22 protein-coding genes are annotated in these 25551 nt (G+C 47.0%); 19 read left to right on the plus strand and 3 right to left on the minus strand.

The genetic code is table 11. The annotated features are described in order from the left end of the window. Nucleotides 1–33: 33 nt before the first annotated feature. From EFA69_RS04120 to porN, 8 genes are all read left to right on the plus strand, one after another. Nucleotides 34–1068 (plus strand): MraY family glycosyltransferase, encoded by a 1035-nt coding sequence (locus tag EFA69_RS04120; RefSeq protein WP_245964488.1) that lies wholly within the window; start codon nt 34–36, stop codon nt 1066–1068. A 3-nt stretch (nt 1069–1071) separates the two neighbouring features. After that, on the plus strand, nt 1072–2199 hold the full coding sequence (locus EFA69_RS04125) for a DUF4271 domain-containing protein (protein ID WP_123131817.1): 1128 nt from the start codon (nt 1072–1074) through the stop codon (nt 2197–2199). A 63-nt stretch (nt 2200–2262) separates the two neighbouring features. Next, entirely contained in the window at nt 2263–3054 is a 792-nt protein-coding gene (locus tag EFA69_RS04130) for a uroporphyrinogen-III synthase (RefSeq protein ID WP_123131986.1), read from the plus strand. Nucleotides 3055–3196: 142 nt separating this feature from the next. Further along, nucleotides 3197–4162 carry a PorP/SprF family type IX secretion system membrane protein gene (locus EFA69_RS04135; RefSeq protein ID WP_123131987.1) on the plus strand — a complete coding sequence of 322 codons (966 nt, stop codon included), beginning with the start codon at nt 3197–3199 and terminating at the stop codon, nt 4160–4162. Nucleotides 4163–4361: 199 nt separating this feature from the next. After that, entirely contained in the window at nt 4362–5384 is a 1023-nt protein-coding gene (gene porK, locus EFA69_RS04140; RefSeq protein WP_123131988.1) for a T9SS ring complex lipoprotein PorK/GldK, read from the plus strand. A 70-nt stretch (nt 5385–5454) separates the two neighbouring features. Next, a complete protein-coding gene (gene porL, locus EFA69_RS04145; RefSeq protein WP_123131818.1) occupies nt 5455–6255 on the plus strand; it encodes a type IX secretion system motor protein PorL/GldL in 801 nt (266 codons plus the stop codon). A 60-nt stretch (nt 6256–6315) separates the two neighbouring features. Then, the gene (gene porM, locus EFA69_RS04150) at nt 6316–7905 is read left to right on the plus strand and encodes a type IX secretion system motor protein PorM/GldM (RefSeq protein WP_123131819.1); all 1590 of its coding nucleotides are present in this window, start codon (nt 6316–6318) and stop codon (nt 7903–7905) included. Between the two features lie 18 nt (nt 7906–7923). Then, nucleotides 7924–8979: a type IX secretion system ring subunit PorN/GldN gene (porN, locus tag EFA69_RS04155; protein WP_245964490.1), complete on the plus strand. Its 1056-nt coding sequence runs from the start codon at nt 7924–7926 to the stop codon at nt 8977–8979. Between the two features lie 236 nt (nt 8980–9215). Here porN and uvrC read toward each other — a convergent pair whose 3' ends face one another. The 3 genes from uvrC to porW are packed head-to-tail and all read right to left on the minus strand — an operon-like array spanning nt 9216 to nt 15892. Continuing rightward, a complete protein-coding gene (uvrC, locus tag EFA69_RS04160) occupies nt 9216–11021 on the minus strand; it encodes an excinuclease ABC subunit UvrC (protein WP_123131820.1) in 1806 nt (601 codons plus the stop codon). A 13-nt stretch (nt 11022–11034) separates the two neighbouring features. Beyond that, the gene (locus EFA69_RS04165) at nt 11035–13332 is read right to left on the minus strand and encodes a penicillin-binding protein 1A (RefSeq protein ID WP_123131821.1); all 2298 of its coding nucleotides are present in this window, start codon (nt 13330–13332) and stop codon (nt 11035–11037) included. A 1-nt stretch (nt 13333) separates the two neighbouring features. Then, nucleotides 13334–15892, minus strand: coding sequence for a type IX secretion system periplasmic lipoprotein PorW/SprE (porW, locus tag EFA69_RS04170; RefSeq protein WP_123131822.1), 2559 nt, complete (start codon nt 15890–15892; stop codon nt 13334–13336). Between the two features lie 336 nt (nt 15893–16228). Between porW and EFA69_RS04175 the strand changes: the two genes are divergently transcribed. The 11 genes from EFA69_RS04175 to EFA69_RS04225 all read left to right on the plus strand — a co-directional run bounded on the left by EFA69_RS04175 (nt 16229) and on the right by EFA69_RS04225 (nt 25515). Next, the gene (locus tag EFA69_RS04175; protein WP_123131823.1) at nt 16229–16465 is read left to right on the plus strand and encodes an AtpZ/AtpI family protein; all 237 of its coding nucleotides are present in this window, start codon (nt 16229–16231) and stop codon (nt 16463–16465) included. A gap of 23 nt (nt 16466–16488) precedes the next feature. Continuing rightward, a complete protein-coding gene (locus tag EFA69_RS20400) occupies nt 16489–16854 on the plus strand; it encodes a hypothetical protein (protein ID WP_123131824.1) in 366 nt (121 codons plus the stop codon). Nucleotides 16855–16897: 43 nt separating this feature from the next. Continuing rightward, the gene (gene atpB, locus EFA69_RS04185) at nt 16898–17944 is read left to right on the plus strand and encodes a F0F1 ATP synthase subunit A (protein ID WP_123131825.1); all 1047 of its coding nucleotides are present in this window, start codon (nt 16898–16900) and stop codon (nt 17942–17944) included. A 35-nt stretch (nt 17945–17979) separates the two neighbouring features. Further along, entirely contained in the window at nt 17980–18234 is a 255-nt protein-coding gene (gene atpE / locus EFA69_RS04190) for an ATP synthase F0 subunit C (RefSeq protein ID WP_123131826.1), read from the plus strand. A 118-nt stretch (nt 18235–18352) separates the two neighbouring features. Further along, entirely contained in the window at nt 18353–18847 is a 495-nt protein-coding gene (locus tag EFA69_RS04195; RefSeq protein WP_123131827.1) for a F0F1 ATP synthase subunit B, read from the plus strand. A gap of 70 nt (nt 18848–18917) precedes the next feature. Continuing rightward, entirely contained in the window at nt 18918–19475 is a 558-nt protein-coding gene (gene atpH / locus EFA69_RS04200) for an ATP synthase F1 subunit delta (RefSeq protein ID WP_123131828.1), read from the plus strand. A 2-nt stretch (nt 19476–19477) separates the two neighbouring features. Then, a complete protein-coding gene (gene atpA, locus EFA69_RS04205) occupies nt 19478–21058 on the plus strand; it encodes a F0F1 ATP synthase subunit alpha (RefSeq protein ID WP_123131829.1) in 1581 nt (526 codons plus the stop codon). Nucleotides 21059–21128: 70 nt separating this feature from the next. Next, complete coding sequence (atpG, locus tag EFA69_RS04210) at nt 21129–22019, plus strand: ATP synthase F1 subunit gamma (RefSeq protein WP_123131830.1); 891 nt, start codon at nt 21129–21131, stop codon at nt 22017–22019. Between the two features lie 228 nt (nt 22020–22247). Further along, the gene (pafA, locus tag EFA69_RS04215) at nt 22248–23888 is read left to right on the plus strand and encodes an alkaline phosphatase PafA (protein ID WP_123131831.1); all 1641 of its coding nucleotides are present in this window, start codon (nt 22248–22250) and stop codon (nt 23886–23888) included. A gap of 35 nt (nt 23889–23923) precedes the next feature. Then, nucleotides 23924–24487: an inorganic diphosphatase gene (locus EFA69_RS04220; RefSeq protein ID WP_123131832.1), complete on the plus strand. Its 564-nt coding sequence runs from the start codon at nt 23924–23926 to the stop codon at nt 24485–24487. A 179-nt stretch (nt 24488–24666) separates the two neighbouring features. Beyond that, entirely contained in the window at nt 24667–25515 is an 849-nt protein-coding gene (locus tag EFA69_RS04225; protein WP_123131833.1) for a UbiA family prenyltransferase, read from the plus strand. The last annotated feature ends 36 nt before the right edge of the window (nt 25516–25551 follow it).

The following is a 25551-nucleotide window of genomic DNA, read 5'->3' on the forward strand; positions in this document are numbered from 1 at the left end:
CTCAATTAAACTACGTCAAACCCAAGATATGGCATGAAATTTTTTACATACCTACTCTCCTTTAGTTGGTCTTTCTTCATTGCGCTGTTTGCCATCCCTTCTATTGTGTATGTGGCACACCTGAAGAACATTCTGGACCAGCCCAATAAACGGACGGTGCACGTCTCGCTTACCCCAAGATTAGGCGGGTTAGGGGTATTTGCCGGTTTCATGTCTGCCTTGACCATTTTTGGGGATCTTTCTAACGGAGTGCAACAGGTGCTGGCGGGCTGTATTATCCTATTCTTTGGCGGCCTTAAGGATGATTTAGTCTCTATTTCGGCGTTCAAGAAGTTTTTCATGCAGGTCTTGGCCACGGGCGTGGTCATGTTCATTGCCGATATCAGAATCACCAGTTTCCAGGGGATTTTCAATATCCATGAGCTGCCAGATGGGTTGAGTTATGGCTTTACTTTCTTTACTATTGTGGGAATCACCAACGCCATCAACCTGATTGACGGATTAGACGGTTTGGCCGGAACTATTGTGACCATAGTGGTAGCTACTTTTGGCTTCTTCTTCTGGTACGCCCATATAGATGCTTATTCCAATTATGCGGGGGTGGCGGTTTGCCTTATTGGGGGATTATTGGGCTTCTTGCGGTATAACTTCTATAAGGCTAGGATCTTTATGGGCGATACGGGGTCTTTGCTCTGTGGCTTTGTGGTTTCCATCATGGCTATCCAGTTCATAGAGATGCGCTACGTTCCTTCTTCTCCGGCCGTGGCCTTAGGGGTGCTGTTTGTGCCTTTGTTTGACACCATCAGGGTTTCTCTGATCAGAGTCCTGAAAGGGGTGTCTCCATTCTCCCCAGATAAGAACCACATCCACCACCGCATCCTAGCCATGGGTTTCAGCCAGGTGGCTACGGTGCTCATTCTGGCATTATTGAACGTGCTGGTGATTGTATTTGTGTTCAACTTTTCACATTGGGGTAATTTAAACCTGTTGCTGTGTCTTCTGGGCTTTTCCGTAGTATTAAGTGCGGTGCTGGGGCAGTATTCCTCTAAGTCCACTACCAGTGGTTAATGCATGCGTTTTTGGGTTACTGTAATTGCTTTCTGGTTATGGAGCGGAATTGCTTTTGGGCAGTCTGAGTTCCTGAAACCCTTGCTGTCTTCAGACTGGATGATCTTCAGGGCTCAGCAGAATAAGCTGGTGCCGTATCTGGCAGATTTTCATGATGAGCGGCAGGCTCTTTACCAATGGGTGAGTCTTGATCAGTACACCAATCCTAAGATTGAATTTGCCGCCCGTAAAGAGCTGTGCATCTTCCTGGATAACCGACTGGTCTTCACAGCCGATTCCACAGCTAGGTATACCTTGGATCTTTCTTCTTATTTAAAGCCTGGGAAGAAATATCTATTATCTGTCTGGCACCCAGACCAGCAGCCAGACTATGCCTCTTTTAGGGTTCCTCAGGAGCCTTTGGCAACGTTGAACATCAAGTCAGACACTGCCTATAAGCCACTGGTGAGACAGCCAAGTATGCACCGCAGCGCCTTGATCTTCTTTATGGTGGTAGTAGGGCTGATCTATGGTGCCCTCAGGATTACGTTCTACACAGACTTTGTCAGTATCTTCAGATGGAGCAGCTTTATCAAGTTGTCTACGCTTGAGGAAGGGCTTCTGTCTAAGCCCATAGGTAACTGGTCCAGTATCCTGTTTGTGCTGGCATTCTCCTTGTCTTTTTCGCTGCTGATTGTGGCAATCCACACCAACTTAGAGGATTTGGCGTTACTGAACCAGCTGTTTACCGCTACCCAGGCAGACCTGATCTCTAAAATACTACTGTACTCATTGATTATTTTTCTCTTTGTGCTGTTGAAGTACCTCTTTCTGCGGCTGCTGGGATTTATCTTTGGGGTTGGGGAAATGGTCTTGTCACAGTATCGGGAGTTTTTGCGCACTTTGCTGGGGATGGGGATCTTTTTGCCGTTTGTTCTGCTCCTTTACCTGGGTTGGTGGGCAAGTACCCCTCAGTTTGTGTACTGGATTGCTAATGTGAGTATTACGGCCCTTCTGGTATTCACCATGATAAGGACTTTTCACACAGTTAGTAAAAAATATTCCCTTAAAAATCTACATTTATTTTCGTACCTTTGCGCCACAGAAGTGATTCCGCTGATGATTTTACTCAAGCTTATTGTTTTTGTATAGTCCTCTGCAAAACAGGAATATTTACGGTTCTTAGACTACAAGTTGTTAAACTACCTTCTAAACATGGCTGACGGTAAAGAAGAGTTGGGTGCGGATAGACATTCAAAAAAGATTTCCAGTATACTAGTCACGCAGCCAAAGCCGGCAAATGATAATTCACCATATCTGAGCATTGCTGAGAAATATGGTATTAAGGTTGATTTCAGAGCATTTATTGAAATTGAGCCTGTTCCATACAAAGAGTTCAGAAAAGACAAAGTTTCTATTCTGGATCATACTGCGGTGATCTTTACCAGTAGAAACGCGGTAGACCATTTCTTCAGGATTTGTTCAGAGGGAAAAATTGAGGTTCCTGCTGAGATGAAATATTTTTGTATTTCTGATCAGACAGCGTACTATCTACAGAAGTACATCGTTTTAAGGAAGCGTAAATTGTTCATTGGCGGTAAAACAGCTTCTGATCTTTTTGATGTATTGAAAAAGCATAAGAGCGAGAAATTCCTCTATCCGTGCTCAAACATTAGAAAAGAAGACATCCCTGAATTTATGCGGGCTAACGGCTTCAACTTTACTGAAGCCACCATGTACAGAACCGTTGCCTCAGATTTGTCAGATTTGGCAGAGGTAAAATATGACTGTATTGCTTTCTTTAGCCCGTCTGGGGTAAATTCTCTGTTTGTTAATTTCCCTGATTTCAAACAGAACAACACCCGCATTGCTGCCTTTGGACCAACTACTGCCCAAGCTGTGCGTGATGCAGGTTTAGAACTGGATATTGAGGCCCCAATGCCCAATGCTCCTTCCATGACAGGGGCAATTGAGGTTTATATCCAACAACATTCCAGGAAAAAGTAAATTAATCAATACTTTTCCTGTATTTGTGCGTAGCATGGCTAAGGATTTATCAAGGAGAATAGCCTTTGGTGGTTAGCAGATAAATCGCTAGTTTAAGCCACATGGCTCTTGGTGCTTGCAAGAGAACTTAACGCTGTTAATGATGCACAAATCTGGTTACCTGGTACTTCTGTTAGGGCTTCTTCTACCCTTTTGTTTGCAGGCACAACAACTGCCGCAGTTTAGTCATTATAGTTTTAACGGCCAGTTCATAAGCCCCGGTTACGCCGGGGTGAAAGGACAAACAGAATTAAATGTGCTCTACAGGTACCAATGGTTAGGGTATGATGGAGCATTTGATGCCGGAGGGTCGCCTAGGGCAGCCCTATTCTCTGTTTCTGCCCCTGTGTCTGCCCTTAAAGGAGGAGTGGGCTTGGTGGTGATGAAAGATGAGATAGGAGCGGTAGACGTTTTCTACACACAACTCGCTTATTCTCATCATGTGTCTATTGCTGAGGGGGTCTTGGGGATAGGAATCCAGGGCGGACTCACAAATATGAGTAAAGGGGGATACCGTGCCAATGATCTTGGTGATAACCGTGTTCCTTTCAATAGCTCAGATAGAAAATTTGATATGGGTGCCGGTTTGTGGTACCAGCACAGCCGTTGGTACGTTGGAGCGGGTATAACGAATTTACTGGGCAGTAGTTACGAATTCGAAAATACAGATAAGAACAATGAGGTGGGAACTGTTTCAGGTGAAAAACACCTTATGCTTACCGGAGGGTATGAAATAGAACTTTCGCGGGCTGTAGACGTAACACCAACGGTAATGTTCAAGCAAGATATCAATGCCGGAGTTAATTCATTGGAGGTGGGAGGAAGAGCTACTTTCAATGACAAGTTCTGGGGAGGTGCTGGCTATAGGTTTGGAGAGGCTGTGACAGGGATGTTAGGCGTGTATCTTTTGAAGGATAATGCTTTGAGCTTTGGATATGCTTTTGATTATACCACCGTAGGCACAAACGCAAAAAGCGCTACTTCACATGAAGTGATGCTTGGTTATAGGCTACCTAAGCCTAGGAATAATACAAGGCCGCCGGTTAGAACCCCTCGTTACTTTTTTTGAATACCTAATTTTAAGTAATGTCCATGCTGTTAAAACTGAGGGATTTACTGATGAAACAAAATATTATTTTCTTTGTATCGTTAGAATATTGATCTTCAAGAAAAAACACTAATTTTGTTTTTCAAAGCAGCGACTTATATTTGTCATCTTCATAAAATTAATGCTAAGCGAAAACGCTACTTTTTACAAGTCCAAGAATATGATTAAGTTTTTACAGTTTTCTGCCATTGCTTTGAGCGTAGTTCTAATGGCAGGTTGTGGCATGGGGAGAGATTCTCAGGGGGACGTGATTGGGGCAGAGGACCGTCCTGAATTTAATCCACAGGAAATCCCGTATGGAATGGTTGCCTGCCCAGGCGGTACTTTTCACATGGGACAGACAGACCAGGATATTGCCGCTAGCATGTCTAACATGAATAAGCAGGTAACAATTGGTGGTTTTTACATGGATGAGACTGAAATCACAAACAACGAGTATCGTCAGTTTGTGGATGCTATTCGTCAGGATTCATTGGATATTCTGGGGGAAGAGTTTGTAATGACTCAGCTTTATCCTGATACCACTGTTTGGGTGAAAGACTTTACCTACCATATGGGTGACCCTCTTATGGAGTATTACTATTCCCACCCAGCATTTGATGATTATCCGGTAGTGGGAGTGGATTGGTTTGCCGCAAAATATTTCAACAGCTGGAGAACCAAACACAAGAACAACTATAACGTGGAAAGCGGAATGGCGCCAATGCCAAGCTTCCGTCTTCCTTCTGAAGCGGAGTGGGAATATGCCGCCCGTGGTGGTAGAGATTTAGCTACCTATCCGTGGGGAGGTCCTTACCTGCGTAACGCGAAAGGTTGTATGTTGGCTAACTTTAAACCAGGGCGTGGTGACTATTACAGTGACGGTTTTACCTATACCGCTCCAGTAGGTCAGTACTACCCTAACGACTTTGGTTTGTATGACATGTCTGGTAACGTGGCAGAGTGGTGTGAAGATGCTTACTCAGAAGCTACTGTTCCATTGGTATGGGACCTGAACCCTACCTATTATAATGACAATGAGCCTCGTAAGATTGTGCGTGGTGGTTCTTGGAAAGATATCGCACATTTCTTAGAGACTGGTGTTCGTAATTTTGAATACCAAGATTCTGCTCGCTCTTATATTGGATTCCGCAGTGCAATGATCTACATTGGTCGTTCTTCTGACCTTGATTATGCTCAATAAAAATTATCCATTTTTTTGAACTATTAGCTTAGCTAAGAACCTAAACAATTATAATCTAAATCAGTCTAAAATGAGCAAAGCGAGAGGCAACTTCTTCTTCGACAAGGTGATGCCAAAAATTTACGGAATTGGTGCCGCAGTAGTAATTGTTGGGGCCTTATTCAAAATTCTTCACTTACCGGGTGCCAACGAAATGCTGATCGTTGGTTTGGGTACGGAAGCGGTAATTTTCTTCTTAAGTGCATTTCAGCCAAACCCACCACATGAGCCAGAGTGGGAGCGTGTATATCCGCAACTGCGCGATGATTATGATGGTCCACTTCCAACGGTAGCTGCTGCTACTCCTGCTGGTCCGTCTTTAACCGGTGACTTAGATAAAATGCTGCGCGATGCCAATGTAACGCCAGCTACTATCAGCTCATTAGGCCAAGGTTTGAACCGTTTGAGCGAAACAGCTACTAAAATGTCTGATCTAACAGATGCGACCGTGGCTACAAAAGAGTATGCTACACGTGTAAGAACAGCCACTAGCTCACTTGATAAAATCAACGAAGCATACGGTGCTACCCTGCAAGCGGTAACTCAAATGGCCAATGCCACGGCAGATACGCAAGCTTACAACGCGCAAGTGCAGCAAGTGACTAAAAACTTAGGCGCCTTGAACGCGGTGTATGAAATGGAACTGCAGGATGCCAACAACCACCTGAAGTCTATTAACAAGTTCTACGGTAGCATTACCAGCGCCATGGAGAATTTGACAGAGGCTAGCCGTGAGACGGAGCAATTCAAAGATGAGGTAACTAACCTAACTAAAAACCTGCATTCTTTGAATAATGTGTATGGCAACATGTTAAATGCCATGAGAGGGTAATCTCTGCCAATCCTCTATTAATAATAAATCTAACAAAGAAGGTAATCACTAAAGGATACTATGGCTGGAGGAAAAGAGACGCCACGGCAAAAGATGATCGGGATGATGTATCTCGTACTCACTGCGCTGCTGGCCTTGAACGTAAGCTCTGCAATACTATTAAAATTCCAATTCATTGATGAGAGCCTGATGGAAGTTAACCGTAACACGGTTAGCGATAACAACGGTACAGTGAAAGGGATTGCAGCTGCTGTGGCTGAAAGCGGAAATAGAGCGCAAGATGCCAGAGTGGTAGAATCTGCAAACCAAGTAAGAACCCGTACCGCCCAGATGGTAGACTATCTTCGCGGACTTCGGGATGAACTTGAGAAAAGAACCGGAGGCAAAGATGAATCAGGAAACTATAAAAATCCTGAAGCCAACGAGATTGTAAATGAATTGATGCTGGGTGGCGCTAAAAATGGCAAAGGCTATGAACTGGAAGCAAAGCTAAATGAATATGCGGCTTTCTTGCGCCAATATAACCCAGGGGTGCCCACAAAAATAGCCATGAGCGGAACAGAAGATCCGCGGGTAGCTAAGAATAAGGATCAGCGCAAGAAGAACTTTGCGCAATTGAACTTTGAGGAAACTCCAATGGTGGCTGCTTTGGCTACTTTAGCTCAAAAAGAATCTGAAGTGTTGAAGTATGAGGCAGAAACATTGTCTCAGTTAGCCCAAAAAGTAGGCGCTGACATCATTAAGTTTGAGAACATTTTCGCTATGGCCAGCGCCGAGTCAAAGACCGTTGCCGCTGGTACTAAATATAAAGCAGAAATGTTCTTAGCTGCTTCTTCAGACGCGGTTACGCCTACTATGTCTGTTGACGGTAGACCAATTTCAGTGAAAGGCGGAAGAGGACAGATCGAATTCACCGCTACAGCCGGCAACTATGATGCTGAAGGTAACGCTAAGAAACAGTGGAAAGGTCAGGTACGTTTCCGTCAGGCAAGCGGACGTGATACAACATTCACTGTAACTCAGGATTACGTAGTAGCGAAGCCCGTAATGCAAATTCAATCCGCTTCTATTAACTCCCTGTACTTTAACTGCGGTAACGAACTTAACATCCAGGTTCCTGCTTTAGGTGCCATGTATGATCCATCCTTCTCTGCAAGCGGAGCAACAGTGGTAAAAGGTGCCAAAAAAGGATTCGTAACCCTTATCCCTACCTCAAGACAAGTGAAACTGAACGTGAGCAGCGGCGGCAACGCAATTGGTTCACAAGATTTCACCGTGAAGCTAGTGCCAAGACCACGCGTGGTTGCTTTGGCCAATGGCCGTCCGGTAGATGTAGTGAAAGGAATGCCAGCTCCAGGCCCGCGTTCATTGACCATACAGGCCATTCCGGATGAAAGCTTTAAAAATCAGCTTCCAAAGGATGCCCGTTACAGAGTTACCCAGTACACGGTATATCTAGTACGCGGTGCTCGTCCGGTAGGGCAGGTTCAAGGTTCAGGACCAACGGTTAGCTTAGGCAATTTGGCTGCCCAAGCTCGCCCTGGCGATAGAATTGCGGTTGACGTAAGAGAAGTACGTCGGATGAACTATCGTGATCAGCAGGAAGTTGTTCCTTCTGATGGCTCAAGTCTCACGTTTCAGCTTAATTAGTAAGTTATTTACAGTATCATGAAGAAGTTAATTGTGTTGGGTTTAGCAGGTTTGCTTAGCATTCCGGTGGTTAGTACGGCACAAAAGCGTACTACAAAGAAGACAACTACTTCTGCGCAGAGAGCACAGCAAAATGCCGCCGCCCAGGCTGCGGCTGAGAAAGCTCGTCAGGAAGAGTTGGCTCGCCAGCAGGAAATGCAGAGACAAGCTGAAGTGGCGCAGGCCAGAATGGATAGCTCTTTGGCGGCTCCTGCTTCTGCCAGACCAATTCCTGCATCAGATGTGATGTTCAAGAAAACAGTTTGGAGAGCGGTTGATTTACGCGAGAAGCAGAACCGTCCTATGTTTTCTACCGGTAAACAAATTACCAAGCTCATCACAGAAGCTGTAAAACGTGGTGAACTTCAGGCATACAGATCAGATACCTTAAATACGCCTATCTCAGCCCAAGAATTCTTCACTAACCTTAGCCCAACCAGCACTGGAGGCGGCGGCTTAACTGAAGCAGAAAAAGCAGCTGGTTTTGATCAGCCTGCAGCTGCAGATGATGGCTGGGGTAACGACGATGGCTGGGGAACACCTGCTCCTAAGAAGAAAGCAGCTACTAAGTCTACGGCAAAGGCTACTCCTGCTCCCGCAGCAGCTGTGACAACAGGGAATGAGCTTCTTCCTAATGAACTTTATAAGTTAGAGATCAAAGAAGATGTAGTGTTTGACAAGAAGCGTTCAAGATTATATCATGACATTCAAGCCATCACGCTGATCATGCCTGCCAAATACAACAGCTTGGGTTTTGAGAAACCGATTGCTTCTTTCAAGTACAGTGATTTGGCAAGAGTGTTCAGAGCACACCCAGATGAAGCGCTTTGGTTTAACCAACAAAATGATGCACAGCATAAAAATTTGGCAGATGCATTTGACCTGTGGTTATTCAGCTCTTACATCACCAAAGTTTCTAACGTGAACGATGCTCGTCTGGAAGAGGTGTACGGAACCGGTAAGAAAGGCTTATTAGCTGCGCAACAGGCTATGGAAGAACTTATTGAGTTTGAATACAGCTTGTGGAGCTACTAGTAGTTTTAACTTAAAATAGAAAAAGGGGGCTCTAAACAGCCTCCTTTTTTATTGGCCTTATATTTATTCCTTCTGCTTAACCGCTTTATCAGGAACTCATATTAGGGAGACTGGAAAGAAGCTCATTTTGTGGACCTCTTTAATTTGGATGAAGCCTTCTTCCGTAGAAGCTTGGATTTGATGAGTGTTTGCGTTTAGGGGCTCTTTTTTGAAAAAGAGCCCCTAAACGCAAACATCTATTTGGATGCTTGAGAAAAGTAATCCCTTAATAGTTTCGCCTTACTCTTCCCTATCTCGGTTTCCAGTTCTTGCTGAGAGAGTTCCGCAATCTTTTTCACAGATTTAAACTTACTTAAAAGTTTTTCGGCAGTGGCGGGGCCAAGGCCTTTCACCTTGGTAAGCTCAGTCTGTAAAGTGCCCGCATCGCGGAGGGAGCGGTGAAAAGTAATCCCGAAGCGGTGTGCTTCGTTTCTAAGGCGCTGGATGAGCTTGAGCGTCTCTGATTTTTTGTCAATGTAAAGAGGGAGTGTATCTCCCGGGTAAAAGATCTCTTCCAATCGCTTGGCTATACTGACAATGGCGACCTGCCCGTAAATACCTAAATCTTTCAGGGCTTTCACCGCCATTCCTAACTGGCCTTTGCCACCGTCTATGATGATCAACTGAGGCAGGGAAGTTCCTTCGTCAATTAACCTTCTATAGCGGCGGGTAACTACTTCATACATAGAAGCGAAATCGTCTGGGCCAACCACCGTTTTAATATGGAAGTGCCGGTAATCTTTTTTAGAAGGCTTAGCGTTCCGGAAGCAGACCATAGAGGCTACCGGATTGTCTCCCTGAAAGTTTGAGTTATCAAAGCACTCTATATGTTTAGGGAGCTCTGTAAGCCTTAGGTCACGCTTCATGGTTTCCATAATGCGCACTTCATTGCTGTCTTTGGACTTGTCCTGCATGCTCTCTTTCTCTTTGCGCAGATACAGCGCATTTTTCATGGAAAGATTGAGGAGCTTGCGCTTATCTCCAATCTGCGGTACGGTAACCGTAATGCCTTCCAAAGGTAGGACGAGGTTGTCAATGTTAACCAGAATCTCCTTGGAAGTGCTTTCAAAGTCCTGCCTAAGCTGCATGATCATGGAGGCCAGAATGTCCTGATCCGTCTCCTCCAGTTTCTTTTGCAGCTCAAGAGATTGGGTGCCAATGATTGAGCCGTTCATTACTTTCAAGTAGTTAATGAAGGCGCATTTCTCATTGGAGGTGATGGTGAGGACATCAATATTGGTGAGCGTATGGCTTACCACAGTGGATTTAGCCTGGAAATCATCCAGCAGGTCAAGCTTCTGTTTGTACTGGTGAGCTACTTCATACTGAAACTCCGCCGCAGCGGCAGACATAGCCTCTTTGAAGTAGTTTTTGGCCACGGTTAGGTTGCCGGAGAGGATATTCCTGATCTGCTGAATGTGCTGGTTGTATTCTGCCTCATCGTATAGACCTTCACAAGGACCTTTGCAGTTGCCTATGTGATATTCCAGACACACCTTAAATTTACCCGCTTCAATATTAACTGGGCTCAGGTTATAGCTACAGGTGCGCAAAGGATACAGGGTCCTGATGAGTTCCAGTACCACATACATGCTTGTGACACTGGGGTACGGCCCAAAATAGCGGGAGCCGTCATTCAGCTTGTTTCTGGTGCTGAGTACCCTAGGGAACCGCTCGTTGGTAATGCAGAGGTACGGATAAGACTTCCCGTCTTTGAGAAGAATGTTGTATTTAGGCTGATGCTGTTTGATGAGATTGTTCTCCAGCAAAAAAGCATCAGCCTCACTGTCTACAATGGTAAATTCTATGCGCTTGATCTGGGAGATCAGCTTCAGAGTTTTCTTGTTGTGCTGCGTGGAACGGTTAAAGTAAGAACTCACCCGTTTGCGGATATCAATGGCCTTGCCTACGTAGATAATGCCCTTGTCATCATAGAATTTATAGATGCCCGGGCGGTGGGGCAAATGCTTGAGTTGTTCCCTAGGTGATTCTTCTACAGCCATACAATGTTACTCCTTAAAACCTTTCTTCCTCTACGTTTTCAGGCAAGGTGAGTGTTTGATCCTGTTTTACGGAATCAGCGACTGTAGGGACATTATTATAGCTTCCGCAGTTGATCTGGACCTGCAAAGGCTGCGATGGTTTAGGGAACGGAGCTTTTGAGACATTCAAAGACTTATCAGCGTATACCTTTTTCATGAACAGGGCATAAATAGGCATGGCAAGTTTATTTCCTTGGCCGTAAGCAGCGCTTCTAAAGTGAATGCTGCGGTCTTCTCCGCCTACCCAAACGCCAGCCGCCAAATCTGGGGTAATTCCCATGAACCAGGCATCTGAATAATTAGAGGTGGTTCCGGTTTTGGCGCCAATCTCATTTTTTAAGCCATAGCGGTGGCGCAGGCCGTAATAGGCAGTACCCCCTCTAATGTCTGCGGAGCCTTGGAGCATGTGCACCATGAGGTAAGCAGTTTCCTCACTGATGGCATCCACGGTTTTAGGCACAAACTCATGAAGAAGGTTACCATTCTTATCCTCAATCCGGAGCAGGTACTGCGGTTGGGTCCAGACACCTTTGTTTACGAACGTTCCGTAAGCGCCCACCATGTCATAAAGCGTGACATCATCTGAACCCAAGGCCAAAGAAGCGTATGGGTTCAGCTTGGTAGTAATGCCTAAACGTTTGGCTGTGGCTACTACGGCTTCTGGCCCAAGCTTCTTCATTAAGAAGGTAGTAATGGTGTTGACAGAAAAAGCGAGAGCTTCGCGAAGTGTGTGTCTGCGTCCGGTATACTTGCCATCACTGTTCTTGGGAGTCCAAGGCACCCCATCTTGGTTGATGATGGTAACCGGAGCATCTACTACTTCATAGCAAGGAGAGTAACCAGCTTCTATGGCTGCGGTGTATACAAACGGTTTAAAGGTAGAGCCCGGCTGGCGAGCGCCTTGTTTCACGTGGTCGTACTTGAAGTATTTGTAATTGGTGCCACCCACCCAGGCTTTTACTTTACCAGTAAGCGGATCCATGGCCATGAAACCGGCTTGCAGGTAATGCTTGTAATACCGCAGAGAGTCCATTGGGCTCATAAGGGTATCTCTTTCCCCTTTCCAGGAGAAGATACGCATAGGTACTTTTTGGTTTAGGTGGTAATTGATAGAATCTTGGTTGTCGCCGTACTGTTCTACCAGGCTCTTATACCGGGCCGTCCGTTTCATTTGGGTAGCCAGAAAATTCTTGATTTCTTTCCCGTTTTCATCTATCCAGGGATTCCGGCCTTTCCACTGCTGGAAGAACTCCTTCTGCATTACCTTCATGTGCTGCTCCAGGGCTGCTTCTGCGTGCTGCTGCATACGGGAGTCAATGGTAGTGTAGATTTTGAGTCCGTCTGAATACAGGTCATACCCGTTCTCACGGCACCATTGCGCTAAAGACTTGCCAATTTCCGTGCGGAAATAAGGAGCCAATCCCTTGTTTTGGTTCTCAACATTGAAGTCCAGCTTGATAGGTTTGGCGCTGGCCGTTTTAAAAGCAGATTCATCAATATAGTTGTACTTGAGCATCTGATCCAGAACCGTGTTACGGCGGTTCTGGGAGCGTTCTGGTCTTGTCACGGGACTGTAGTAAGAAGGGCCTTTCAGGACACCTACCAACGTAGCTCCCTCTTCCAGCGTAAGTTGCTCAGGATTTTTATTGAAGAAGGTTTTAGCGGCTACTTTGATCCCGTAGGCATTGCTGCCAAAGTCCACGGTGTTGAGGTACATGAGCAGGATCTCTTTCTTAGTGTAAGAGCGCTCCAGCTTTACAGACATGATCCACTCTTTGGTCTTGATGATGAGCATTCGCAGGCCCGGCACATCGCTGAGCAAGCCATTGTTTAAGTCATCACGGGTCCGGAAGAGGTTGCGGGCCAATTGTTGGGTAAGGGTACTGGAACCACGGTCCTGTTTGCCGGTCAATTTATAATAGGGAACAGCCAGCGTGCCTTTGAAGTCAATACCGGAATGTTCTTCAAACCGAATGTCTTCTGTGGCAATGAGCGCGTCTACCAAGGTCTTGGGCAATTGTTCATAGGTAACCGGACTCCGGTTCTCCCGGAAATATTTGCCCAGGAGTTGTCCGTCTTCTGAGTATACTTCAGAGGCCAGCTCGCTCTTAGGGTTCTCCAGCGTTTTAAGGTCTGGTAGGTCCCCGAAGAGGTTTAAGAAGTTAATGCTGACGGCAAAAACATATAGGAGGAAGAATACAAATCCTCCGGCAAAAAGCAGCCAAAGCGCCGAAATAATCTTCCGGTACTTCTTATCAGGCGTAGACGACATGCTATTGGTAATTTTTTTCAAAGAAAGCTACATACTCCGCGATATCTCCTAACTTTTGCAGCAAGGCAAGATTCGCTTCAGTGATTACAAAGGTAGCAAATTTCGGGCCTTTTACGGCGGCTAAAGGTGAACTCCGGGCCGTTTGCAGGCGGGCATACTGGGTGGCGGTTTTATAGTCTTGTAAAGCCCGTATTACTAGCAGCGTAGTGTCCTTTTGGAAGGCCACAGGCTCTACTTTAAGTTGCTTTTTAGGGTGGAACCGGTTATTGTAAGGGACATACGCTGCAGCTAGCTGACGCAGGGACGCGCTGTCTCCGGTATGTACAATCACAAACAGGTGCGGTGCGCTGATCTCAACTTTATAAGTAGGCACTTCCTCTTTAGGTGCAACAGGAGCGCTAACCTCTGGTGCTTTGGCTAGCTCGCCCGTTTCATACCGGTTGTACAGTTTCATGAACTCCTGTGCTTTGGGCAGCAACGGGCTTTCAGGGAACTGGATCATGAAACGGTCTACGGCTGCATTAAAAGCCGCGGCCGGCTGAGTTCTCCCTACTATCAAAGCCCGCAGAAAAGCTACCTGATCCGGTATGTCGTTTTGAGGGTATTTTTGGGAAATCTGGTCTAAAACAGCATTCGTCTCTGGATATTTTTCTTCTTGGTAAAGTGCGTAGGCGGAGTCATAAAGCGCATGTGCGGCCAAGTTCTCAGCGGAATAGGTTCTCAAATAATCTGGCTGATCAATGAGTTTGCTGTACTTAGAGGTAGGAAACCTCTCTTTTAAGGCACGGGCATAACTTGCCGCTTGTTCTGTCTGCTGTTGGCTTTGCGCAATCACGTACAGACTGTAATACGCCTCAGAGGCATGCACCGAGTTAGGGAAACGCTCCAAAAGTTTCTGATAGGTTTGGGCCGCCCGCTCAGGTTCCCGCAGACGTTGTTGGTAGATATTGCCCAGTGTGAACAATGCTTCCTCTACGCGTTTGTCTGAAGCTTGCCGTTGTTCTGGTGTTACCGGAATGGCCGCCAAATACTCCTGCTGCTTTTGGACGTTGGCCGCCGCCAAAGCACTGCTGTCTACGCGGGTGCTGGTAACAGGCCCGGCAGTTAAGCCTCTTTCCCCTGAAATAGCCGTGATACGCCGCCAATTGTCCTGTAAGGGACGGTCGCCCCAGGTACGGAGGAAGTCGTTCCTGGCACTGGCAAGCGCAACTGGGTTATCAAAGTACCAGGTACTTCCCGCATTTCCCGCGCCGCTAACGGGCAAAGTTCCGGTACGGGTAGGGACAGGGCTTTTTGCCGCATTGGCCGCTGCGAGTGCCGCAGCTTCCGCTTGTTCATTTTCCCGAGTAATTTGCTCGGCTACGCGTTGAGCCCGTTCAGCCGTGCTTAGTTGCCCCAAAGCCTGTAAGCTGTCTTCAGACCGAATGATCTCCAACTGCTGCGTGAAAGCTGTCAGAACGGTTCGCCTATCGGCCAGTTCCTCGTAGCCTAACGTGGTGGGCGGCAAGAATTGCAGGGTGCTGTCATAGTAGGCCTGTGCCAGACCATACTGTTGCAGGTTCTCATAGTAAATCTGCCCCGTTAGCAGATAAGAATAGGCCCGTTGCGCACGGTTGGTGGTAGAGGCCGCGGTAGATTGCCTGAGCAGTTTCAGGGCCTCTGGGTAAGCCTTCTGCCTCAGTTCCAGTTTGGCCAGGTCGTAATAGATTTTGTCCAGGTACTCGGTGTTCTTTTCGTCGCGGGCCATCTTCTGGAGAAAGTTTTCCACCTTTTCTTTGTCGGTGGCGTCCTTCAGTTCCGTTACCTGCGCCATGTTCAGGTTTGAGTAGAAGCCTAATTCGTAGGGCGGACGTTTTTTCAGCACTTTCGCAAACTGCTCATAGGCTTTGGCATCTTGATTAGTGGCCTGGTAAAGCTGCCCCAGAATAAACCGCAGACGGGCTTCCTGATCACGTTTGCGAGCAAAGGGAATAGCTTTCTCCAGATTCTCCATCATGAGGGGCAGGTTGTTCTGGATGCTGGCCAGCTGAGCGCGCGTCAAGAGCAGTTCCCGGCCGTTGGCCTCGTTCATGCGCTCTTTCCTGAACTGCTCAGAGAGGGAGATGACATTGTCGTAGTCTTTCTGCCGAAGCGAGAGCCGCATCATCCAGATCATGGCCTCATGGCGGGCATGGCGGTCTGTGCTGGTGGTCTGCACGAAGCGGAAGGTTTTAAACGCTTCGGCGTCCTCGCCCTGGTAATAGCGCGCTTTGCCAATGAGCACGTAGCAGTCATCAATCCATTTAGACTTTGGGTGCCGCACAATAGGGAAAGAAGCTCTTTTGATAATTTCCTCCAGGTCTGGGGCCAGGGTTTTCAGGACGGTAGTGTCTGCGGCCGGCAAAACCTCCAAGATGCGGTTATAGTCATTGGTCTGGGCTGCCTCCAAGCGAGCTTCCACCTCCTGCATTTTTTTATAGGCCAGAAAGTACCCATTGAACCGCGCGTTGAGGTTGCGGTATGCCTTGCCCAGGGGTTTGTCTGAAGAACAGCCCGCCACCGTGGCCAGGAGAAATAGCAAAAGAAAAAGACGTATTGGCTTCAACGTAAAGTCAAATGATGAGTAAGGTATAAAGCAATTAGCCGTTTAGCGGCCGATTTTCAAAAAGTAGCCCCTAAACGCACCCTTTTGCGTATAGGGCAAGGAGCGCAGAAGCTAAGCAAATTTACGCTTTTTATATTCATGCTCCGCACTGCGGCAAAAGGCTGATAAACAGGTAAACGAACTAAATTAGAATTTGTGCGCACCTAATCCGTTTAGAGCCTCTTTTTCTGAAAACAACGTAAAAACAGAGAAAATCTTTCTGCGGAAGCTGAGCCTATGATTAGTACCTTTGTAACCGCAGAGTAAACGCCTATGGAACCTGACAAACCATCTACGCCACCTGAAAAGGAGAATGAGATAAAGCCCTATCTCAAGTATTCCGGTTTGGCGTTCCAGATGATTGCCGTGATGGCGGTGGCGGCAATAGGCGGGCGCAAATTGGATGCGTATTTCCAGAACAGCACCCCGTGGTGGACCTTGAGTCTGCTCATCATAGCCGTGTTTGCCACCATGTACTCTGTGATTGTGTCACTAACGCGTAAGAATTAAGGCTTGTGAGTTTTATTAGAGGCATGGTCCTCATTACTGGTTTGCTGGTGTTTCTGGTGTCTGGCGTTGTTTTGCTCACCGGAGATAAGTTGATACATTCCTATATCTGGTACATGCTGGGATTCTTCGTCTTTATGACCGGTTTTGCCCACTATGTGTCGCATTTAGGTGTAAAGCAGGATGTAGAGAATTTACATGTCTATTTTTATGCCTCTATGGGCGTGCGCATGGTCTTCTCTATAATAGCAATTTTTGTATACAGGTATTTTCATGAGGAACAGGTGATGCAATTCGTATTCAACTTTTTCGCACTTTATTTTATCTATACCGGATTTGAAATCTACTCTTTGTTGAGTAACTTGCGCCGAAATTCAAAAAAGCAAATCTGAGGAAGCACGTTACGTTTACTCTGTTTCTTTTAAATCACTCTGAATGAAAAAGATACTCGTTTTCCTTCTTTCTGTACTTACTTTTTCAGCCCAGGCGGCAGAATCTGCCGAGGGTGGTGAATTTAGTCCGGGAGAGATGATTACCCATCACATTGGGGATGATTATGTGTGGGAGTTTGCCCACGGTGTGGTGTTGCCTCTGCCAGTTATATTATATGGAGAAAATGGGTTGGATATTTTCTCTTCCTCTAATTTCTATGATGAGCATGGTGGGCTTCGTCCTTACAAAGGCTATGTAGCAGAGCATGGGCATATCTACTATGCCAATGAAGAAGGCGAGCCGCGGATGGTGCAAGGCGAGGACGGTGAACTGAAGGCGGTAGGTCCTATGGATTTCTCCATTACCAAGAACGTGGCTTCTATGTTCCTGAGCGTGATCTTGTTGTTTGCGGTATTCTTAACCATAGCGGGCCGTTACAAGAAGACAAGGGGTCGGGCTCCTTACGGTGTTCAGTCGTTCTTTGAGCCGATTATTATTTTTATTAGAGACGAGATTGGAAAGGCGAACATTGGGCCTAAGTATGAACGTTACATGCCGTATTTACTAACCATCTTCTTCTTTATCTGGTTTAACAACCTGCTGGGCTTGATGCCTGGCGGTGCTAACCTCACCGGTAACATTGCCGTGACCCTGGTGCTTGCCCTGCTTACCTTGTTGATCACTGTATTCAGCGGAAACAAAAGCTACTGGGGGCACATCTTTGCCACGCCAGGGGTGCCAAGATGGTTGGCTCCTATTATGATCCCGGTGGAATTGATTGGTATTCTTACCAAGCCTTTCTCCTTGATGGTGCGTCTTTTTGCAAACATCACCGCCGGGCATATTATTATCCTGAGCTTGTTTAGCTTGATCTTTATCTTCAAAAGCGTTGCCATTGGGCCGGTGAGTGTGGCGTTTGCTACGTTCATGAACTTCTTGGAGCTGTTTGTGGCGCTATTGCAGGCTTACATCTTTACACTGTTGTCTGCCATGTATTTTGGCGGTGCTGTAGAAGAGCATGAGCACCATGATGAGGCGCATGCCCATTAATTAAGGAACTTTTTTAACTATATATATCTACTACTATGTTAGCATTATTGCTTGAATTAACATTAGGCACAGGTTACGCAATCTTCGGTGCTGGTATCGGTGCAGGCTTAGTTGCTCTTGGTGCTGGTTTGGGTATCGGTAGAATCGGTGGCTCTGCCATGGAATCTATCGCCAGACAACCAGAGGCTGGTGGCCGTATCCAGACTGCCATGATCATTGCTTCGGCTCTGATTGAAGGTGTTGCCCTGTTCGGGGTGGTTGTTTGCCTTCTGATTTCATTCATTCGTTAAGAATGTCTGTTACATCTCCCGTCCAGACGATTGGTCTGGACGGTGAGATGTAATGCGTAGTAAGTAGAACGTATAAGTTACGGAAGGTAATCCCTTCATACATTAACCTGATAATACAATGGAATTAGTAACCCCAGCCTTAGGATTACTTTTCTGGCAAGTAGTCACCTTCCTTGTGGTGCTTTTCTTGTTATCTAAATTTGCTTGGAAGCCTATCATGGGTGCTTTGCGTGAGCGCGAAGAGTCTATTGACTCTGCTTTGACCATGGCTGAGAAAGCAAAATTAGAGATGCAGTCTCTGAAAGCAGACAATGAGCGTTTGTTGAATGAGGCCCGTGCAGAGCGTGAGCGTATTCTCAAAGAAGCGACAGATGCCGCTAACCACTTAGTGGAAAGCGCCCGTGCCAAAGCTTCTGAAGAAGGTGCCCGTATGGTTGAGCAAGCGCGTCTTTCAATTGAAAACGAGAAGAAAGCAGCGCTTACAGAAGTGAAGAACTTAGCCGCTACGTTGTCTATTGACATTGCTGAAAAGCTGATTAGACGTGAGTTGCAGGATGAGCAAGCGCAACGTGCTTTGGTACAGAGCTATCTGCAAGACGCACAGCTTAGCTAAAACCGGAACCGGCGAGATACTTCCCGCCCATAAAAGGAAGTGAATCGTTTAAACCACGCAAGAGAAAGAAATGTCAGAAGAAAGAGTTGCCTCCAGATACGCGAAGTCTCTGCTTGAACTTTCCCAGGAGAAAGGCTCATTAGAGAAGGTGTATGAAGATATGCGCCTCTTCTCTAAAACCTTAGAGGATAGCCGTGACTTACGCCTGGTGTTGCGCAACCCGATTATTAAACATGATAAAAAGCTTGCCATCCTTACTGCTCTCTTTGGCGGTAAAATGAGCGAGCTAACTAATGCCTTCTTCAAGATTGTTACCCAGAAGAACCGTGAGGAGATTCTGGAGTCTGTGGCAACGGAGTTCGTGAAACAGTACAACCAACTGAAAGGCATTCAAAAAGCAACGGTGACTACTGCCGTTCCGCTCACCCCAGAACTACGGGCTACTTTCCAGCAAATGGTAATAGACCGTACCGGCAAAACGGTTGAGTTGAAAGAAGTAGTAGACCCAGCCGTAATAGGCGGGTATGTATTGCGCATAGGTGACCAGCAGATAGACAATACTGTGAGAACCAACGTGCAGAAACTGAAAAATAAGTTTAAAGAGAATCCATACATTACTAAACTATAATCATGGCAGAAGTTAGACCTGATGAAGTATCAGCGATTTTAAGAGAACAGCTGTCAAACTTCAGAACAGAAGCTGAACTGGAAGAAGTTGGTACGGTTCTGCAAGTAGGTGACGGTGTTGCTCGTATCTACGGCTTATCTAAGGCACAGTCTGGTGAGTTGTTAGAATTCGAAAATGGTCTGCAAGCCCTTGTCCTCAACCTTGAGGAAGACAATGTGGGTGCGGTATTGTTGGGTGAATGGAGCAATATCAAAGAAGGCGATACAGTTAAGAAAACAAATAAAATCGCCTCCGTTCGCGTAGGTGATGGCATGGTAGGCCGTGTGGTGAACACACTTGGTCAGCCAATCGACGGCAAAGGCCCATTAGTGGGTGAGCTGTACGAAATGCCAATTGAAAGAAAAGCACCAGGCGTTATTTTCCGTCAGCCGGTAAATGAGCCTATGCAAACAGGTATCAAGGCGATTGACTCCATGATTCCGATTGGCCGTGGCCAGCGTGAGTTGATCATCGGTGACCGCCAGACCGGTAAAACCGCTGTCGCCATTGATACCATCATCAACCAAGGTGAGTTCTTTGATCGTGGCGAGCCTGTTTTCTGTATCTACGTAGCCATTGGCCAGAAAGCCTCTACGGTAGCACAGATTGTGAACGCTCTGGAAGCCGGTGGCGCAATGCGTTATACTGTGGTAGTAGCCGCTCCGGCTGCTGACCCAGCTCCTATGCAGTTCTACGCTCCGTTTACTGGTGCCGCTATTGGTGAGTTCTTCCGTGATACCGGACGTCCAGCCCTGGTAGTGTATGATGACTTGTCTAAACAAGCTGTGGCATACCGTGAAGTGTCTCTGTTGCTTCGTCGTCCTCCAGGACGTGAGGCTTATCCAGGTGACGTATTCTACCTGCACTCCCGCTTATTAGAGCGTGCCGCCAAAATTAACGCTTCTGATGAGATCGCTCGTAACATGAACGACTTGCCAGATTCTATCAAGCATCTGGTGAAAGGCGGTGGGTCTTTGACTGCTCTTCCAATCATTGAGACGCAGGCTGGTGACGTTTCTGCCTATATCCCTACCAACGTGATTTCTATCACAGATGGTCAGATCTTCTTGGAAACCAACCTCTTCAACTCTGGTATCCGTCCGGCTATCAACGTAGGTATTTCGGTATCTCGCGTGGGTGGTTCTGCTCAGATCAAGTCAATGAAGAAAGTAGCCGGTACCTTGAAACTGGATCAGGCGCAGTTCCGTGAATTGGAAGCCTTCGCTAAATTCGGTTCTGACCTGGATGCCGCTACCAAATTGACCATTGAGCGTGGCCGCAGAAACCTGGAAGTATTAAAGCAGCCACAGTTCTCTCCGGTTGCCGTAGAAGACCAGGTAGCTATGATCTACTGCTGTACCAATGGTCTGATTGACGATGTTCCGGTAAACCAAGTTCGTCAGTTTGAGAAAGATTTCACCATGACCCTGAATGCCCAGCACCGTCCGGTATTGGATGCCTTGAGAGCTGGTAAAATTGATGATACTGTGACCGACACGTTGAAGCAAGTTGCTCGCGAGCTCACAGCTAGATATCGTAAATAATCATTAACAGAAGAAAAGTAGGGGCCTGTACCCTACTTTTCTTTCTCTGTTCATATTTGACTAACTATTAATGGCTAGTTTAAAAGAAGTACGCAACCGGATCGTTTCTGTAGGATCTACGCAACAGATCACCAAAGCCATGAAGATGGTGGCGGCGGCAAAACTGCGTAGAGCTCAGGATAATATCCTGCGCATGCGTCCGTATGCCCAGCGCCTGAACAGTATTTTAACTAATCTATCCAGCGTAAGCGGAGAGGCCGGTTCCAATGTATATGCACAGAAACGTGATGTACAGCGGGTGCTGATTATTGCCGTAACCTCAGACCGTGGTTTGTGTGGCGCCTTTAACAGTAACGTGATGAAGGCAGTTAACAACCTAATCAATGAGCGCTACGCCGCCCAGGGAGCCGCCGGGAACGTAGAGATCATGGCTATCGGGAAGAAAGGGCACGAGTATTTCAACAAGCGCAGTTTCCCAATGGCCGGTGACTATACGTCTGTTTTCGGGAATCTCTCCTTTGAAACCGTACGCATAGCCGCTGAGCAAGCCATGGAAGGTTTCCGCACGGGGTTATACGATCAGGTAGATATTATCTACAATGAGTTCAAGAACGTAGCCACCCAGATCATTCGGACGGAGCAGTTCCTGCCCATTCAGGAGAACCCACAGGAAGAGGCAGCAGCTAACGTAGCCTTAGACTATATCTTTGAACCTTCCAAAGAAGAGATCATAGAGCAGTTAATTCCTAAGTCTCTGAAGATTCAGGTTTACAAAGCCGTTCTGGAGTCTAACGCTTCTGAACATGGTGCGCGTATGACCGCCATGGACAAAGCCACAGATAATGCCGGTGAACTGCTGAAACAGTTGAAGCTGACGTATAACCGAACCAGGCAGGCCGCTATCACCACTGAGATCTTAGAGATTGTGGGTGGTGCTGAGGCGCTTGCAGCCGGAAGATAATAAGAAGACATACCTCTTTGAGCAGCGCCCATTGCAAAATGGGCGCTTTGCTTTTATAGGTGTTAGGTTATCTTATGATTAATTTTGGTTCGAAAACACATCAAACCAGAAGACTTAGCTCACTGTCTGATATATTTACGTTTTGGGGCTCTTTTTGGAAAAACAGGCTCTAAACGCAAATACCGGAAACCAAAACCAATGACAAACAAAAACACCCGATTTTGGGTAATGTGCCTGGCGCTTCTTTTTGCCTGCTGCCCAGCCTTTGCCCAAAAAAAGAAGTCGAAGAAAGGAATGCCAGACGTTCCTAAGTTGGTGATCGGGATTGTGGTAGATCAAATGCGCTATGACTACCTGTACCGTTACTGGGACAAATACTCCAACAATGGTTTCAAACGATTGATAGGAGAAGGCTTCAACTTCAGGAACAACCATTACAACTATGTTCCTACCTACACGGCACCCGGTCACGCGTCTATCTATACCGGGACTACCCCATCGGTGCACGGCATAGTAGGAAACGACTGGTACAACCGCAGCATCGGCCGGAACGTGTATTGCGCCGAGGATACCTCAGTGAAGACCGTAGGAAGTACCAGCAAGGCGGGAGAGATGTCACCGGCAAATTTGCTGGCCACTACCATCACAGATGAACTGAAACTGGCCACCAATCAAAGAAGCAAAGTCATAGGCTTAAGCTTGAAAGACAGAGGAGCCATCTTGCCCGCCGGGCATGTGGCCAATGCCGCTTATTGGTTTGATGGGAGCAATGGCAACATGATCAGCAGCACCTATTATATGCAGGAACTTCCGGCATGGGTACAAGCCTTCAATAATCGCAGGCTGGCAGATCAATACCTGAGCCAGCAATGGAACACGCTGCTGCCTATAGTGCAATACACAGAAAGTACTCAGGATGACCAGCCTTTTGAAGGTACTTTCTCAGGCGAGGCCAAACCCGTTTTCCCGCACAACATTCCGGCGTACCGGGGAAAGACATTTGATCTGCTGCGTTCTATCCCGGCGGGGAACACGTACACCAAAGAATTCGCGATTGAAGCAATAAAAGCGGAGAACCTGGGCAAAGGAGCCGTCACAGATTTTCTGGCCATCAGTTTCTCCACCCCAGACTATATTGGGCACCAATACGGCCCAGATGCCATTGAAGTAGAAGATAATTACCTGCGCCTGGACCAGGAAATGGCAGATTTGCTTAAGTTTATTGACGGTTACTTGGGGAAAGAGAATGTGCTCATTTTCCTTACCGCCGACCACGGCGGTGCGCATAACCCAACTTACTTGCAGCAACTGCGTATTCCGGCTGGTACTATCAACAACAGTGTCATCACAGATTCGCTGAAGAAGCACCTGAACCAAAGGTTTGGGAAAGCGGAATGGGTGATCAAATCCACGAACCAGCAGGTTTACCTGAACCATGGAGTAATAGAAAGTAAAAAGGCGAACCTGGTGGAAGTTCAGGAAGAATGCGCCCGTTTCCTCCAGCGGTTCCCGGGGGTATACAGAACCATGACCACCGATGCCCTTCTCCGGACACATTGGGAAAAAGGGATGGGTATGTTCATGGAAAAAGGATACATGTCGCTCCGCTCCGGTGATGTACTGGTGGCGCTGCAACCGGGTTGGTATGACAACTACGGCCGCGCCGAGGTGAAAGGAACCAGCCACGGCAGCTCCTGGAGCTATGACACCCACGTGCCGCTGCTGTGGTACGGGTGGCAGATACCGGCCGGAGAGTCATCAGTGAGAACAGAAATTGTAGACATAGCCCCCAGCCTGGCCACTTGGCTGCGCATTCAGGAGCCAAATGGCACCACGGGGCGCTCTTTAGCGGAGCATGTGCAGAAATAATACCCATTTGAGAAGATAGAATAGAAATAAGTAAGATGTTAGAAACTACCAAAAACGCAAGTAACCCTTGGCATGATGTGCATTATGGCGAGGGTGCCCCCCAGATTGTAACGGGCATCATTGAGATTCCTAAGGGTTCCAAGGCGAAATATGAATTAGATAAAGACAGCGGTCTTCTTAAACTGGATCGGGTTTTATTTTCGGCAGTACATTACCCGGCTAACTACGGCTTCATTCCGCAGACTTACTGCGATGACAAAGATCCTCTGGACATATTGGTGCTTTGCTCTATTGATGTGGCCCCTATGTGCCTTATTGATGCCAAAGTAATTGGCGTAATGCAGATGATTGACAACAATGAGGAAGATGACAAAATCATTGCCGTAGCCGCCAATGATATGTCTGTAAAGCACATCAATGACATTTCTGAGTTGCCTCCGCACACGTTGTTGGAGATCCAACGCTTCTTTGAAGACTACAAGAAACTGGAGAACAAAGAAGTGATTGTGGAGAACTTCCTGGGCCGTGAAGACGCTTACAGAATCATTGAGCAGAGCATTGAGCTATACAATACCACTTTCAAAGGAACCAACAGCTAAAAGAGAGCAACACCTTTAGTTGAAAAGCGCTGTTTTCCGTAGAGGAAAAACAGCGCTTTTTTTTGATCACTCCGCGTGCGAATTACTTCTATACATATACAAAAAAGTGTTGCAGCTCTGTGGCGGCAAACGTACTTTGCCGCAGAAATGGCATTAGAGGCCGTTTACGTAGAAGAACCATGAAGTTCCCCCTGAGAATCCTGAATTTTATTCTGTACAGCAACATCTTCATCTCCATCTGTGCAGCGGTGCTGGTGTGGGAAACGTATATGTTGAGCGGGATTCCCATATCCTTACGCCTTGGGGGCATCGTGTTCTTCGCTACACTATTTGTGTACAACGCAGACAGCCTGCTGCCCTACAAGTTCAACCAGGAAGTAGCCGTTTCGCCGCGCACCCAATGGATCAGGAATAACAGGCTGGAGCTGATTTTCATTGCCATAGGCAGCGCCATGTGCGTCATCTACCTGTACTGGACTGCCCTGTTTGACCTAAGCTTCTGGTTTCTGCTGCATCTGATAGTAGTGGCCGGCTTGTATTCCATTGCCGTGGTGCCTGAGGGCGACCGGTACATTCCCCTGCGGGACATTCCCTTCCTGAAAGTATTCCTGATTGCCTATGTGTGGTCTGCCGTAACGGTGCAGCTCCCGCTCATGGAAGTAGACCGTGATCTGTTTTCCGGCAACAATCTGATTCTGTTCGTGCGTCGCTTTCTGTTTATCTTCTCCCTCACACTGGTGTTTGATATAAGGGATGTGCACAAAGACAAACTGACCAATACCGTTACCTTCCCTACCAAGTGGGGAGTAAAGAACACTAAATGGCTGGCGCTGTTTACCCTCGTCCTGTTTGCCATTCTGTTGCCCTCCGGAACCGCGCCGCACATGCGGCTGGCTTTAGGCTTGGCCGGAGTGGGGGCCGCCACGGTAGTCTGGTACGCCCATGAATACCGCTCCCAATACTACTTCCTCATCTTAGCCGATGGCATGATGCTGATGCAGTTTCTCTTGGTTTGGCTGCTTAAATAAGCTAATCAACTCTTTCTAGGGAGGTGCGTTTAGGGG

Origin of the sequence: Rufibacter immobilis (assembly GCF_003721565.1) — a bacterium.
Taxonomy (GTDB): Bacteria; Bacteroidota; Bacteroidia; order Cytophagales; family Hymenobacteraceae; genus Nibribacter; species Nibribacter immobilis.

What these genes read in the sequence shown, in the direction of transcription:
- EFA69_RS04120 (WP_245964488.1), top strand. Translation starts at nt 34, where the DNA reads ATGAAATTTTTTACATACCTACTCTCCTTTAGTTGGTCTTTCTTCATT.
- EFA69_RS04125 (WP_123131817.1), top strand. Translation starts at nt 1,072, where the DNA reads ATGCGTTTTTGGGTTACTGTAATTGCTTTCTGGTTATGGAGCGGAATT.
- EFA69_RS04130 (WP_123131986.1), top strand. Translation starts at nt 2,263, where the DNA reads ATGGCTGACGGTAAAGAAGAGTTGGGTGCGGATAGACATTCAAAAAAG.
- EFA69_RS04135 (WP_123131987.1), top strand. Translation starts at nt 3,197, where the DNA reads ATGCACAAATCTGGTTACCTGGTACTTCTGTTAGGGCTTCTTCTACCC.
- porK (WP_123131988.1), top strand. Translation starts at nt 4,362, where the DNA reads ATGATTAAGTTTTTACAGTTTTCTGCCATTGCTTTGAGCGTAGTTCTA.
- porL (WP_123131818.1), top strand. Translation starts at nt 5,455, where the DNA reads ATGAGCAAAGCGAGAGGCAACTTCTTCTTCGACAAGGTGATGCCAAAA.
- porM (WP_123131819.1), top strand. Translation starts at nt 6,316, where the DNA reads ATGGCTGGAGGAAAAGAGACGCCACGGCAAAAGATGATCGGGATGATG.
- porN (WP_245964490.1), top strand. Translation starts at nt 7,924, where the DNA reads ATGAAGAAGTTAATTGTGTTGGGTTTAGCAGGTTTGCTTAGCATTCCG.
- uvrC (WP_123131820.1), bottom strand. Translation starts at nt 11,021, where the DNA reads ATGGCTGTAGAAGAATCACCTAGGGAACAACTCAAGCATTTGCCCCAC.
- EFA69_RS04165 (WP_123131821.1), bottom strand. Translation starts at nt 13,332, where the DNA reads ATGTCGTCTACGCCTGATAAGAAGTACCGGAAGATTATTTCGGCGCTT.
- EFA69_RS04175 (WP_123131823.1), top strand. Translation starts at nt 16,229, where the DNA reads ATGGAACCTGACAAACCATCTACGCCACCTGAAAAGGAGAATGAGATA.
- EFA69_RS20400 (WP_123131824.1), top strand. Translation starts at nt 16,489, where the DNA reads ATGGTCCTCATTACTGGTTTGCTGGTGTTTCTGGTGTCTGGCGTTGTT.
- atpB (WP_123131825.1), top strand. Translation starts at nt 16,898, where the DNA reads ATGAAAAAGATACTCGTTTTCCTTCTTTCTGTACTTACTTTTTCAGCC.
- atpE (WP_123131826.1), top strand. Translation starts at nt 17,980, where the DNA reads ATGTTAGCATTATTGCTTGAATTAACATTAGGCACAGGTTACGCAATC.
- EFA69_RS04195 (WP_123131827.1), top strand. Translation starts at nt 18,353, where the DNA reads ATGGAATTAGTAACCCCAGCCTTAGGATTACTTTTCTGGCAAGTAGTC.
- atpH (WP_123131828.1), top strand. Translation starts at nt 18,918, where the DNA reads ATGTCAGAAGAAAGAGTTGCCTCCAGATACGCGAAGTCTCTGCTTGAA.
- atpA (WP_123131829.1), top strand. Translation starts at nt 19,478, where the DNA reads ATGGCAGAAGTTAGACCTGATGAAGTATCAGCGATTTTAAGAGAACAG.
- atpG (WP_123131830.1), top strand. Translation starts at nt 21,129, where the DNA reads ATGGCTAGTTTAAAAGAAGTACGCAACCGGATCGTTTCTGTAGGATCT.
- pafA (WP_123131831.1), top strand. Translation starts at nt 22,248, where the DNA reads ATGTGCCTGGCGCTTCTTTTTGCCTGCTGCCCAGCCTTTGCCCAAAAA.
- EFA69_RS04220 (WP_123131832.1), top strand. Translation starts at nt 23,924, where the DNA reads ATGTTAGAAACTACCAAAAACGCAAGTAACCCTTGGCATGATGTGCAT.
- EFA69_RS04225 (WP_123131833.1), top strand. Translation starts at nt 24,667, where the DNA reads ATGAAGTTCCCCCTGAGAATCCTGAATTTTATTCTGTACAGCAACATC.